General features: G+C 38.8%; 12 protein-coding genes. 4 read left to right on the top strand and 8 right to left on the bottom strand.

Annotated elements, in window-relative coordinates; translation table 11 throughout:
- Positions 1–220 precede the first annotated feature (220 nt).
- From K8B83_RS01030 to K8B83_RS01020, 3 genes are read left to right on the top strand one after another with little or no spacing between them, the layout of a single operon-like run.
- Positions 221–844: a TnsA endonuclease N-terminal domain-containing protein gene (locus K8B83_RS01030; protein ID WP_223418977.1), complete on the top strand. Its 624-nt coding sequence runs from the start codon at positions 221–223 to the stop codon at positions 842–844.
- Positions 844–2,694: a transposase family protein gene (locus tag K8B83_RS01025; RefSeq protein WP_223418975.1), complete on the top strand. Its 1,851-nt coding sequence runs from the start codon at positions 844–846 to the stop codon at positions 2,692–2,694. Before K8B83_RS01030 ends, K8B83_RS01025 begins: the two co-directional genes overlap by 1 nt.
- Positions 2,691–3,713 (top strand): TniB family NTP-binding protein, encoded by a 1,023-nt coding sequence (locus tag K8B83_RS01020; protein ID WP_188918611.1) that lies wholly within the window; start codon positions 2,691–2,693, stop codon positions 3,711–3,713. Before K8B83_RS01025 ends, K8B83_RS01020 begins: the two co-directional genes overlap by 4 nt.
- Here K8B83_RS01020 and K8B83_RS01015 read toward each other — a convergent pair.
- Positions 3,695–5,107, bottom strand: coding sequence for a DEAD/DEAH box helicase (locus K8B83_RS01015; RefSeq protein WP_188918613.1), 1,413 nt, complete (start codon positions 5,105–5,107; stop codon positions 3,695–3,697). The two genes, K8B83_RS01020 and K8B83_RS01015, sit on opposite strands and share 19 nt — an antisense overlap.
- Positions 5,104–5,631 carry a hypothetical protein gene (locus K8B83_RS01010; protein WP_223418973.1) on the bottom strand — a complete coding sequence of 176 codons (528 nt, stop codon included), beginning with the start codon at positions 5,629–5,631 and terminating at the stop codon, positions 5,104–5,106. The genes K8B83_RS01015 and K8B83_RS01010 overlap by 4 nt, the downstream gene beginning before the upstream one ends.
- Positions 5,632–5,850: 219 nt before the next feature.
- Between K8B83_RS01010 and K8B83_RS01005 the strand changes: the two genes are divergently transcribed.
- A complete protein-coding gene (locus tag K8B83_RS01005) occupies positions 5,851–6,162 on the top strand; it encodes a helix-turn-helix domain-containing protein (protein WP_223418971.1) in 312 nt (103 codons plus the stop codon).
- A 4-nt stretch (positions 6,163–6,166) separates the two neighbouring features.
- Here K8B83_RS01005 and K8B83_RS01000 read toward each other — a convergent pair whose 3' ends face one another.
- From K8B83_RS01000 to K8B83_RS00975, 6 genes are read right to left on the bottom strand one after another with little or no spacing between them, the layout of a single operon-like run.
- Positions 6,167–6,799, bottom strand: coding sequence for a hypothetical protein (locus K8B83_RS01000; protein ID WP_223418970.1), 633 nt, complete (start codon positions 6,797–6,799; stop codon positions 6,167–6,169).
- Between the two features lie 13 nt (positions 6,800–6,812).
- Positions 6,813–7,133 carry an STAS-like domain-containing protein gene (locus K8B83_RS00995; RefSeq protein ID WP_223418968.1) on the bottom strand — a complete coding sequence of 107 codons (321 nt, stop codon included), beginning with the start codon at positions 7,131–7,133 and terminating at the stop codon, positions 6,813–6,815.
- 1 nt (position 7,134) lies between these two features.
- Positions 7,135–8,256: an ATP-binding protein gene (locus K8B83_RS00990; RefSeq protein ID WP_223418966.1), complete on the bottom strand. Its 1,122-nt coding sequence runs from the start codon at positions 8,254–8,256 to the stop codon at positions 7,135–7,137.
- A 34-nt stretch (positions 8,257–8,290) separates the two neighbouring features.
- On the bottom strand, positions 8,291–10,846 hold the full coding sequence (gene hsdR, locus K8B83_RS00985) for an EcoAI/FtnUII family type I restriction enzme subunit R (RefSeq protein ID WP_223418964.1): 2,556 nt from the start codon (positions 10,844–10,846) through the stop codon (positions 8,291–8,293).
- A 47-nt stretch (positions 10,847–10,893) separates the two neighbouring features.
- The gene (locus tag K8B83_RS00980; RefSeq protein ID WP_263283568.1) at positions 10,894–12,081 is read right to left on the bottom strand and encodes a restriction endonuclease subunit S; all 1,188 of its coding nucleotides are present in this window, start codon (positions 12,079–12,081) and stop codon (positions 10,894–10,896) included.
- Positions 12,078–13,544 (bottom strand): class I SAM-dependent DNA methyltransferase, encoded by a 1,467-nt coding sequence (locus tag K8B83_RS00975; RefSeq protein WP_223418962.1) that lies wholly within the window; start codon positions 13,542–13,544, stop codon positions 12,078–12,080. The genes K8B83_RS00980 and K8B83_RS00975 overlap by 4 nt, the downstream gene beginning before the upstream one ends.
- Positions 13,545–13,698 lie beyond the last annotated feature (154 nt).

Here is a 13,698-nt window from a genome sequence, read left to right as displayed (position 1 = left end):
GTTTTAACAATTTTGTCGCTGAACCCATACATTGACATAATGTACCCATAGTTTGACAAATTTAACCCATTCAATGACATAAAAATGGTTTTTGTAATTATGTTCCAAAAGCCATTTTCTTTAATATCAGCATCTTGAGCGATTAATAACCCATACATTGACAAATTTTCGCATGTTAGTACACTAAGTGTACTTAAATTGTTCAATTTTTATCGAAAATATGAGAAATTTACGTAAACCTTCACCTAATAAAAATATATTTAAATTTGCTAGTGCAAAAGTTGGCGAAACAATAATGTGTGAGAGTTCATTGGAGTTTGATGCGTACTTTCATCTTGAGTACAATGAATCGATCAAAATATTTATTAGTCAACCTGAAAAGTTTTATTACGATTTTGACGGCGTAAGAGCATTTTATACGCCTGATGCGCTAATTTACTACAATGATGGGACTATGAAATATCATGAATATAAGCCCTACAGTAAAATTTTTGACCCTATTTTTAGATCTCAATTCGCAGCCAAGAAAGTGGTCGCTCAGTCCTTGGGAGCAGATCTTATCTTGGTTACAGAACGTCAAATCCGCGTAAATCCTATTCTAAATAATCTTAAAATATTGCACCGGTATTCAGGTATCTATGACTTAAATACTATTCAAATTGAATTGCTTAAGCTTATAAAAAGAACAGGAAAAATTAACGTAAGTGATGTTGCAATTAAGCTGTCATTACCGTTAGCTGAGGCTAGATCATATCTTTATTCTCTGATACATAAAGGATTAATCAAGACCAACTTAAACCATGATGATCTTACTTGTAATCCTTCTGTATGGTGCATTGAGTGATGGACTTCGAGGATGAATTCAATGACTCTGAATTAGTTAGTAAACCTGATACTCCAGCCCAATATGTTAAGTTAGCTGATGCCGAATTAGTCAAGCGAGATTTAGATACCTTCCCCGATTTTTTAAAAGATAAAGCTCTCGATAAATATCAACTTATTGCTTTCATCGAAAAGAAAATTACAGGTGGATGGACTCAAAAAAATTTAGACCCAATTCTTGATACACTTTTTACTGCAAACATGGACAAGCGACCTAACTGGCGAACGTTAGTCCGTTGGCGTAAAAGCTACATTGACAGTAACGGCGATCTTGCATCATTAGTCGCCAAGCGACACAAAATGGGTAATAGAACAAGTCGTACTCAAGGTGATGAAGCTTTTTTTGAGCAAGCACTAATTCGTTTTTTAGATGCTAAAAGACCTCGAGTATCTACAGCATATCAATACTACAAAGACGCCATCACTATTGAGAATGAAAACATTATTGATGGGCAAATTCCTATTATTTCTTACAAAAGTTTTAACCAAAGAATAAAATCACTACCTCCTTATCCAGTGGCAGTTGCAAGGCATGGTAAATTTAAAGCTGACCAATGGTTTGCTTATTGTTCATCACACATACCTCCAACTCGAATATTAGAACGTGTAGAAATTGACCACACACCGCTTGATATAATCCTACTTGATGATGAGTTATCTATCCCACTAGGCAGGCCTTATTTAACCTTAATCGTCGATGTTTTTAGTGGTTGTGTTTTGGGGTTCCACTTAAGTTATCGCTCGCCCTCATATGTTTCAGCAGCCAAAGCAATCGTGCATGCAATAAAACCAAAATCATTTGAAGGTCTTGATATAGAGCTTCAAAATGAGTGGCCTTGCTTTGGCAAATTTGAAAATCTAGTTGTAGATAATGGAGCTGAGTTTTGGTCTAAAAGTTTAGAGCATGCGTGTAAAGAAACTGGAATAAATATTCAATATAACCCAGTTAAACAACCTTGGTTAAAGCCATTTGTAGAACGTTTCTTTGGGATGATAAACGAGTATTTTTTAACAGAATTACCAGGAAAAACCTTCTCGAATATCTTGGCAAAAGAAGAATATAAACCCGAAAAAGACGCTATTATGCGCTTCTCGACCTTTGTTGAAGAGTTTCATCGTTGGATTGTTGATGTTTATCATCAAGATTCCGACTCACGTGAAACGCGTATTCCCATAAAACAATGGCAATATGGCTTTGATATTTACCCGCCACAAAAGATGAGTAAAGAGGACGAACAACGATTTACTGTGCTGATGGGAATCACTGATGAAAGAACATTAACTCGAAATGGTTTTAAATATGAAGAGTTGATGTATGACTCTACTGCTTTAGCAGACTATCGTAAGCACTACCCACAAACGAAAAACACAATAAAAAAACTGATAAAGATAGACCCTGATGACCTGTCTAATATCCATGTGTACCTTGAGGAGTTAGATGGATACCTCAAAGTGCCTTGTACCGATAACTCTGGGTATGCTAATGGTTTGAGTCTTCACGAACATAAAATAATTAAGAAAATTAATCGTGAAACAATACGTGAGAGTAAGGACAACCTAGGTTTAGCTAAAGCGCGTATGGCAATTCATGCGCGAGTTAAGCAAGAGCAAGAAGCATTTATTGCATCCAAAACAAAAGCTAAAATTTCAGCAGTAAAAAAACAGGCTCAATTAGCCGATATCAGCAATACAGGTCAAAGGACGATTAATTTAAATACAGAGGAACTAAACTTATTTTTACCTAATAAATCAGAAACTAAACAAATCAATGTTTTCGATAATTGGGATGATGATTTAGAGGCTTTTGAATGAAGACCTTGAGTTCTGCTCAAATTGAGCAATTACAAATATTTAGTGACTGCATTGTGCTTCATCCACAAATTAAAACCATTTTTAACGATTTTGATGAGTTAAGATTAAATCGTCATTTTCAATCTGACCAACAATGCATGCTATTAACGGGTGATACCGGTGTAGGCAAAAGCCATCTGATAAATCACTATAAAAAACGTGTCTTCGCTAGCCAGAATTACAGTCGTCAATCCATTCCTGTATTAGTGAGCCGTATATCCAGTGGAAAAGGGTTAGATGCAACCTTAACTCAAATATTAATGGATCTTGAGTTGTTTGGTAGTCACCAAAGAAAAAAGCGTGGTTATGAGACTGACTTGACCAAAAAACTTGTCGGTAGTTTGGTTAGGGCAGAGGTTGAGCTGCTTATCATCAATGAGTTTCAAGAATTAATAGAGTTTAAAACTGTTCAAGAACGGCAATTAATTGCCAATGCATTGAAGTATATTAGCGAAGAAGCCAAGGTGCCTATTGTGTTAGTGGGTATGCCATGGGCTGTGCAAATTGCAGAAGAGCCGCAATGGTCATCTCGGTTAATACGCCGAAGAAAGCTTGAATATTTTAGTCTTCAAAAAGACAGCAAGTATTACCGCCAATATCTGATGGGCTTAGCTAAGTACATGCCCTTTGAAGAGCCTCCCAAGCTGGAAGACAAGCATGTGGCAATTCCCTTATTTGCAGCTTGTAGAGGTGAAAATAGGATTCTAAAACACCTCCTTTTAGAAGCATTGAAGAATGCGTTGCTCACCCGTGCTAACACGCTAGAAAATCAACATTTTGCTGATGCTTATACAACACTTTTCAATAGAACATCGGGGCCAGTTTTAAATAATCCATTTACTCAACCAACAGAGAATATTCTGATTTCTGAAGTTTTTGAGCATTCTCGCTATAACTCAAATGCAATGTCAGCAGAAGACATGCTGATTGCTAGAGTATTTTCTAAACCACAAACCTTGGCTCAGCTACTGAGTAAATAATTGTCAAACATCCTGACGATTTGCTCTTTATATGAACCTAACAAAGCCAAATTGTAAGTGTTCTCTTCGTCTATAGCTGACTTATATGAAGCGCTAGCATGGCCTTTAGTATGAGGTAACGAAAAACCTGACAGATCCACATGTAACTCATTACCGTCATCTGCCTGAATTGTTTTACTCGATTTTGATTGCGGCAACTCTAGATCTAAATCCTGTGAGCCAGTGTGATCTATAAACACTGATTGCTCTGGTAAATCTTGATCAATTCGATAAGCAAATTCTGTCAGGCTTGTTTCTGCTAAAGTGAATAACCAAGCTTGTTGAGCCTCATCTGAATTAACTCTTAATATGCGACCTAGCACTTGTCGGTAATGCATTTCAGTTTTTATTCGGCTCAAATGACAACATACTTGCAGCCTAGGGATATCAGTACCTTCAGAAATCATCCCCACACTAACAATCCACTGAGTGTTACTTTGTCGAAAATCATCAATAATACGGGAAGGATGCTTTAAGTTAGACGTCACGATACAAGCACTTTGCTTAAGATCAGAGACAAGTATTTGGAGTAATTGTTTAGCATGCTTAATTGAAGCTGCTACAACTAAACCGCCGGCATTCTGGTTGCTCTGGCGTATTTCGGCCAATTTCTTAACGCTCTGATTCAACATATAATGCATTATTTGATGATGATTAATTAACGCCTGATAGCTGTATCTTAGATCTAACAAAAGCTCAGCTATAGATGCAAATGTCTCAGTCTCTTGATCCGTTTCTAGTTTGATTTTGTTGTTATCAATTAAAACAATATTCGGCTGACGACATACGTTATCCTCAATTGCCTGCTTTAATCCATAGCTAAAATCACAGTGGATTGTATTATCTGGTTCAGTGAATCGCGAAAGTACTATAGGGGCCTTATCTGAGCGCCAAGGTGTACCAGAAAGTGCCAAAGTATAAGCTGCATTATATTGAATGTTTAACAGCACCTCCTCACCCCAAGCATTGGCGTTAGTTAGTAGACTGCCCTTTAAGTGATGTACTTCATCCATAATCACAAACACTTTATGAGTACGTAAAAGCTGCCAGAATGCTTCTGTTAATGAGGGCAAAAACTGATAGGTATAGACACTACCAATTGCTCCCATAAGTCCATCAAAGCGCTTATTTAAGCGTTTAGAAAAGGTACTTCTAATGCTATCGTTGACTTCTGACGATGGAGAAAAACACAGCACAAAGTCAATTTTACCCATAGCAATAAGTCTTGCGGCTAGTTCTGCCGCCATAATGGTTTTACCCGCACCTGGTGTGGCTAAACACATAAAATGACTTTGAGTTTGATATCGTGCTAACGCAGCATCAACGCATTGGCTTTGCCATTGTCTTAACTTCACTGTGATAAGCCTTTAAGGTCGTTAAGACAAGACTCTACAGCCTTAATCTTCCCCATCAGGGTTGAACTTTGATTACGAGCATTCATGTATCTGGGATAAAGCCTGGGTTTTGAATTTGGGATTTCCTCAATTAGGCGTTTAAACTCTTCCGCCTCCCCAATGTATCCAAGTAAATCTACTTGGTATTGATTGAGTGTCGCTTTGAGTCGCATTAATTCTTGAGAGCTGGCAGATATCGTTATTGTCGTTTTCATGCGCGCTTTACTGGGCACTAGCTGTGACTTATCAAACAGTGCTGTTTTATAATAAACATGCTTTTTCCCCTGATATTTTTTCTCTAAAAATCCAACACTTACCAGTTTTGCGCAAGCACGACGAACCAACTGATCTATTTCTTTTGGCGAAACAGAGGGATTTGTCTTCATTATCAAATTTTTTATCTGAGTAACAGTGAACTGTTGAAGCTCTTCGACAATGAGAATACTAAGCAAAGTTTCATTTATACGGATTAATTTTATGGTCACGATTTTTACCAATAGTGTTTAATTTCAATGTTTAACGAGCCACTCCATGACATTTGTTACTTATAAATCAACGGTATCTTCATTGATAGATAGCTTGATATGACTTAGCTCAGATTAAATCTTGACAACAAACATTAAAAAGCTAAGTATTCCTTAGTATACCTGAACTAAAAAAACTAAGACAATCTGAGTTATCTAAGGACTGACTATGTTGAACTTGTGGCAGATAAAAACACCAATCCACTTCCTTTCAGGCTTAAACAGGCTCGAACCGCTAAAGGCATTAGCCAAAAGCAGTTGGGCATCCAGTTAGGCATGGAAATTGGCACCGCGAGTGCGCGTATGAATCAATATGAAAAGGGCAAGCATACACCCGACTACAAGACCTTAAAAGCCATGGCTGATGAGCTAGGTGTACCAGTGGCTTACTTTTTTTGCGAGTCAGAAAGTACGGCGGAGTTGCTGTGCTTGCTTGAAAAGATGAGTGAAGAAGATAAAGGTGAGTTAATAAAACAAATCATAAAGCGTTAATTTATTAACATTGGCTTTTTCTTGTATAGCTTCTAGATATCTCTGAAACTATGGTCCTTAATTCATTTATTCTACTTGAATTGTGTTTTAGTGGCCGCTCATCATTATCTAATGTCACGTACTGTCTGAGTTTAGTGAACAATTTTGCTTGATATGCTACACCTTTTACTCTTTCAATCTCTCTAGCTTTAGACGTCAATTCTTTTATCTCGCGTTGAAATCTAAGTAAAATAATCTGATCTTTATCATCTGGGCTCGAAGTCCAATATCCAATCGAATTTTCCTCTATAGCAAAGAGAAGCTCTCGAAGCTCTTTAATATATCCGTCATGGTAATCATTAAGCTTCTGGTTTGCAGAGTTTTTTTTATTTTTTTTATACAAGGTAAGAGTGATCACCCAACCTATAATTAACATTGTCCATGTTATTATTTGAGGTGTCTCTACGAAATTAAAATTTGAGGCAGGTACTATATTTTCTTGGATGGATTCGTTATTAGAATCATTTTTTTTAAGCGATTTCTCAGTAATATTGCTGCTGGTGTATATCGCCTTGTGAAGTTCAATATTTGAGCTATTTCCTGAAATTTGTTGATTCTTCAGTTCAGTGTTCTCTTTAGCTTCATGCTGATTGCTCATAGTCGTCCTTGTATTATTCGCTTTCAGATATCTCGATAATAGCATCTTCAATATAGCCTGCAATTTCATCAATGAGATCAGGTTCTTCCTCTGAAATGATGACAATACTTTTTACGATATGAGGGGCGATACCTTCCCTAATAAGACCTCCAAATGACTCTTCTAAAAAAGATGAGCCGTATCCGACTGTACCATCTAAATTTACAGTTAAAGATGAGGAATGATTTAATTCACGAATTAACCATTCTCTAAAATCTTCGCCAGAAGCATTGCCTAAACGCTTATAGCGAGGGCCTGGGCATGGGAACCTATCTTTAATATAAATTGTTTTCATTTTATCGCTCCACTACCAAAGGAATGCTCCATTCGATAATTGTACCATTTACAGAAGTTGTGTAATCATTTATGGATTCTTTTAAGGCTTTTTTTTCTCCCATGTATTTGTATCTACCTTTATTTGAAAAAATTGATAGATAACCTGTTCCAGTTGATCTTATAACTGACATGACATCTTGCAATCCCTTTCCTCTATGCTTTTTGTGAGTCGATGATTTCTGTAGTGAAGTTGCAGCCTGAATGTATGCAGAATCTTTCACTTGGTTAAAGTTTGCATTAAATTTTAAGAGAAGCGCACTTAGAATTGATGCAGGCTGGGTATGAGGTAATGTCTCTGGTATACCGACTCCTTTGTCGCATATAACAACAATAAGTGTTTCATCTTTGACTCCTGCGAATGTCCACCATTTATTACAAGACCCACTGGTAGGATAAGCGTGTTCAACAGAATTTGCCATCGCTTCTATAAATCCACGGTATAGTTTTTTTGAGTATTCTGTCTTTATCTCATGGGATATAGCGTCCAACATAGGTCTTGCTTTACTTGGATCGGCACAAAGACCTGATGTGTGGTGCCAAAAATTAACGTCTTCAAACTCTTCTACTTTTCCAACAGGTTTGTTTAGTAAATTGTAAAAACCAACTTGATTTAGGATGCTCTTAACTTTCTTTGATTTTGGATGTGAGAATGATATCGGGGTATTTCCTTGAACATGTTTCATTGATACTAGAGTCTCTATTTGAGCTAGAAAAGATAACATTGCGGCTGCAGAAATAAGCTCAGTAGCAGAAAAGTCAATGAAAACTCTCCGTTTAGCTCTAACAATGCAGTCTGTAATATTAGACAGAAATAAATTTGTTGTGCGATAGTTTGGCGCTTGATAATAGTCAATTGATACAGGAGCCGGTAAAATAACTTTTCTACCATTTTTAATTAACGATTTAGCTAGGTTGCTTTTTGCTTTTATGTGTTTTTTATATAATACGCATAAGCTCTTAAGTTCTTGAATTTCCCAGCTTTCATTGCGTGCATTAAATCTCATCCGCTTTAGTTTGCTAACTAGATTTCTCTGTGTTTTTTTTCTGTAGCCATTAGTGTGTATCTTTTTTATGATTTTCATTCTAATCCTTGTTTAAATATAAACTATCCATATTTCAATCATACAAATGTTTCTGAAATCCAATAAAGGTATCTCTAATAATTAAAGGTGTACCTAGCTCTGCGATGGCGTCATTGATGTTGTTGTACTTTAAGTCTAACAAGCTGCGCATCTTTTTGGGTGAAAGCTCATCCTCACCATCTTCAATGTATTTGCTTAAGATGAAGTTGATGAACTCTTGTTGTTTATAATCCCCAAACGACTGCACGATAGCGGGTCTAGCGTTGTTGGCTCGCTCCTGTCTTGTGTGGACCTCAGTGGCAAACGCGACATACTTCAGTACATCGTATACATCGCTTTGTTTAGCATCGATGAGGTCTTTCATCCCTTCAAGCTTTTCGTGGTCGTAACCGGCTTCTGCGAGGTTTAACAGTAGTTGTTCGCGGGTATCTGGATTACTCCATATCGCACGTAAATGATCTTCATCTTTGAAGAACTGCGGCATATCGCCAAATAAGCTCTCAACCAGTTCTTTACCGGTAACAGGTTTACCACCATGCCAGTACATTACGGATGAAATATGTAATATTTGGCGCGCTTTGCCGTCAGACAGTTTAATCACTATTTTTTCAGTGCCGCCGCAAGTACATGGTTGGTTACCGCATTCACCACAGGGTTCTTGCTGACAGATGCAAGGGCTTAAGCCGCATTTGGTACATGGTGGTTGCTCGCAAGTGCAGGGCTCGTTGCCGCACTCAGCACATGGCTCGTCAGGGCAGTTACAAGGTGTAAAACCACAAATTGAACAAGGTTCTGGTTGGCAAACACAAGGGCTTTCATTACACGTTTCACAAGGTTCTGTTGGTTCAGGTTCGCCGTCCCATTCAGGATCAGCAAAATTATGATGGGCTTTTACAAAGTCGTAGATGGTAAAGAAGTCCTTACCATCATACAGCCGAGTGCCACGACCAATAATCTGCTTAAACTCAATCATGTTATTACAAGGTCGCATTAACACAATATTGCGCACATTACGAGCATCAACACCGGTAGACAGTTTGCGTGACGTCGTTAAAATCGTCGGGATGGTTTTCTCGTTATCCTTGAATATTTCTAAATCTTTCTCACCGTCTTTACCGTCATTAGCCGTGATGCGAACACAGTAATTTGTATTGGTCGTCCAGCCTTTTTGCCTAGCGTATTGATTAATTTCATCGCGCACTTTGCCTGCGTGTTCTTGTGTGGCGCAAAACACAATGGTCTTTTCTTTTGGATTAAATTTATCCATCCAGTAATGCACACGTTTTTGCTCGCGCACTGGAATGGTAATAATACGGTTAAAGTCGCCTTCTCTATAAAGCTTACCAGGCTCTGGATCACCTTGTATAACAACACCATCCCCAGGGGTATAAACGTATTCATCCATAGTGCCGACAATGGGGTACACCTTAAACGGGGTTAAAAAGCCATCGTTAATGCCTTGTTTGAGGGTGTAGCTGTAAACCGCATCGCCAAAGTAAGCGTAAGTGTTGGTATTGTCGGTACGCTTAGGCGTGGCCGTTAATCCGAGTTGAACAGCAAGTGAGAAATGCTTAAGAATGTCGCGCCATGAGCTTTCATCATTCGCACCACCGCGGTGACACTCATCAATGATAACTAGGTCAAAAAAGTCAGCTGGGTAGTGCTTGTAATAAGCATCGTCGTCTTGGGCTATTTCACCGTCTTCTTTTTCTTCAATCTCTTTATTTGGTCCACTCATAAATGTGTGGAAGATGGTAAAAAAGATAGAGGCATTTTTAGGTACACCGCCACGCTTACGAATATCTGCAGGTGTCATGCGTACCAGCGCATCGTCACCAAAAGCACCAAAATCGTTAAAGGCTTGGTTAGCCAACACATTGCGGTCGGCTAAAAATAATATCCGTGGACGTTTCTTTGCTGCGCTAGGGTGCTTTTGCGCTGGTAAGCTCCAACGGCTTTGAAATAACTTCCATGCAATTTGAAAGGCAATACAGGTTTTACCTGTACCGGTCGCTAAGGTTAACAATACCTTAGGTTTCCCTTGGGCAATGGCTTCTAAGGCATTGTTGATGGCGTTTTCTTGATAATAACGTGGTTGCCAATCGCCTTTACACTCAAAAGGAATTTGCGCAAAGCGTTCACGCCAAATAGGAGTGTAGTTTGGCTCGGTTGCGTTAGCATCGGTACTAAATGCAGGATCAAAGGCCAGAGTCCATAGCTCATCAGGGCTTAAAAAGCGCTCTACGAGCTCTTCTACACCGCTGGCCATATCGATTTGATATATCTCACGGCCATTGGTGGCATAAGCAATGCGGCATTGTAATCGCTCGGCATAGTCTTTTGCTTGGCGCACGCCTTCGGTATAGCTTAACTGTTCTTTTTTCGCTTCAATGGCGGCCAGTTTGCGGCCACGGTATTCCAACACATAGTCGCTACTTAAACTTGCTGCACGTTTACCGCCACCAATAATGCGACCTTGAGTAATGCTTACCTCACGGCGAATGAAGCTCGCATCAACTTCACCCCAGCCAGCCTTAACTAGCTTGGGGTCAATCAAGTTGGCTCTTGTATCGGCTTCATTCATCGCCATAGCTATACATCCTTATTGGCTAATTTCCATTATTAACAACTTACTAGTTAAGCAATACTCTTACTTAATTCGCCTGCAAAGGCTTTTTGTAAGATTGATTTTTTTAGCTCGTTTAAGTTTGCGAGTTTTCTTTGATAAATAGACTCAAGGCAATTTATCTTTTCAATTAAAATATCAAATTGACTTACAAGATGCTCTTGCTGAGCTTTGAGCGGAACAGGAATAACGACGTTTTTTAACTCGTCCATATTAATTTTAAGTGTTCCGTGGGCAGCACTACTTAGAATGTTATCGCCAAAATTTATTCTATGACGAAGTGCAAAAACAAGATATCTAGAAACAATATTGGAGTTTGGGGTAATTCCTTTTATATCCTGATTAAATGCACTAGGAACCATGAGCTCCGACACCTGAGCTCCATGCGCTAATCCCATACCTCGAACTAGTATCAAAATTGTCCCTTTAGGAGCGATACGAGTTGTTGACTCATCTATTGCTAATTGAGAAATATGCAGAAATGAGTTAAACAGTTGAGTCGATTTCATATCACGACCAGACATCCAAGGTATGTTACCACCCCAATAGAGATCATTTTTTTTCGATGGAGTACTACCGCTGCTAAAAGTACATAGGTCTTCTAATCGACTTACTTTTCCTTCATTAATACCTGCTGTAAATACCTGCTGCAAATAGCTTTCAAACAATTCTCGGACATTTTCAAGGTTTTGTTCTGTCTTGGCGAAAGCTTGTTCAATTTCAGCAAAGGCTTGATCGAGAATGGCAACGATGCGCTTTTGTTCAGAAATAAGTGGAAGTTCTATCTCTGTATTTTTAATTTTTTGTTGCGATATATTTGGCTGGGCATTTCCAACCGCTTGTGCAACCAACAGTTCTTTGTGATTAAGGAAGAAGTAGTACAAATATTCAGGTATTACTTTTTCATTTGGGTAAATCGCACATACAGCTTGATTTGTTGATGCATTACAACGAAGAATTCCAACTTCACCCGCCGTAGCACCATACATCGCAATAAGTATGGAGTTTACAGGGAATATCTTAGCAGATGACCCATCAAGCCCAGCCTGTGTAATAAAATTCTTTGTTTCTGTAATATTCTTTTGGCCGACTTCACCGCTCAACAACCAAGGTATATTACCTTCAGTGTAAAATAACTTATTATTTTTTAGTGGAGTTCCACCTGCAGCCGTTTTACAAAAGTCTGCGATTTTCATCATAGCAATTCCTGAATTTTAGCCAGAATTACTTCACTCTCTTTATCCAGAGTAATGATCTCTTCAATAATCGTTTGGGGGGAGCGTAGTGAGGCTTCTTGTTCCACATTGGGGTTTTTAACCGACAGATCCCAGGTTGTAGGATCGAGTTTGGACACATCTAATGACCAAGATTTATCCGAATCTTTAAATGCAGCTTGCAGCTCGATAAATTCTTTCAAGTCATTATCGTTAAGTGGGTTGGTTTTGCCAAGACTACGCCCTGTGTCGAGTTGGTAGAACCAAGTGTTTTGAGTCGGCTCGCCTTTGGTAAAAAACAACACGACGGTTTTAACCCCAGCACCTAAAAAGGTTTTAGCTGGGCAGTCTAGTACCGTATGTAAGTTGCAGTTTTCTAATAGTTCTTTACGTAGAGCGATGGCGGCATTGTCTGTGTTGCTTAAAAACGTATTTTTGATAACAATAGCTGCGCGACCACCTGGCTTTAGGGTTTTAATAAAGTGTTGTAAAAACAAGAAGGCAGTTTCACCGGTTTTAATCGGGAAGTTTTGCTGTACCTCAGGGCGCTCTTTGCCGCCGAATGGTGGGTTAGCTAATATAATATCGTGCTGGTTGCTAGGTTGTATGTCTGCCAAGTTTTCGCCCAAGGTATTGGTGTGCAATACGTTGGGCGCCTCGATGCCATGCAAAATCATGTTCATGATGGCGATAACATAAGCCAGTGACTTTTTCTCTTTGGCGTAGAAGGTGCTTTCTTGCAGTATCTTTAAATCACTGGTTGAAAGTTGCTTTGTCTCACGGCCGCCTTGGCGCAAATAATCAAAGGCTTCACATAAAAAACCTGCCGAACCCGCTGCACCATCGTAAATGGTTTCACCTATTTGTGGCTTTACTACGTCAATCATGGCGCGAATAAGTGGCCTTGGGGTGTAGTATTCGCCGCCATTTCGGCCAGCATTACCCATATTTTTAATTTTTGATTCGTACAGGTGTGACAGCTCATGAGTGGCATCTTGTGAACGGAAACTTAGTTGGTCGACTTTTTCTAATGCATCACGTAATGAATAACCACTTTGAATTTTGTTTTTAATCTCACCAAAAATTTCACCAATTTTATATTCAATGGTGTTAGGGCTTTCTGCGCGTTGCTTAAAGCCTTTTAGATAAGGGAATAGCTCACCGTCGACGTAATCCATTAGGTCATCACCGGTTAGGGCATTGTTGTGGTCAAAATTGCCTTCAGCGTCTTTTGGCGCAGCCCATTTACTCCAGCGATGGTCCTCATCGATGATGTATTGATACTCTTGGCCCATTAGCTGTGCTTCAAGTGATTTTGCATACTCTAAGTCATCAAGGTATTTAAGAAACAACATCCATGATGATTGCTCGGTGTAATCGAGCTCGCTAGAACAACCTGCGTCTTTATGAAAAATGTCATCGATGTTTTTAAATGTTTGTTCAAACATATGTAATTTATACCTATTGCAATATGGTACTAGCAGCAAGATTTGGCTTTGAGCTAGTGAAATATGGTTTGCCCTTGCGCTTTATAAAAGAGATTAAAATGGGTAAATAAAGCGATGATTTAGGGTGTTTAGTGCTTCAAACTGGCACTTAACA

It is taken from the genome of Shewanella inventionis (genome assembly GCF_019931735.1).
Taxonomy (GTDB): domain Bacteria; phylum Pseudomonadota; class Gammaproteobacteria; order Enterobacterales; family Shewanellaceae; genus Shewanella; species Shewanella inventionis.
This window is presented reverse-complemented; position numbering and strand designations above follow the sequence as displayed.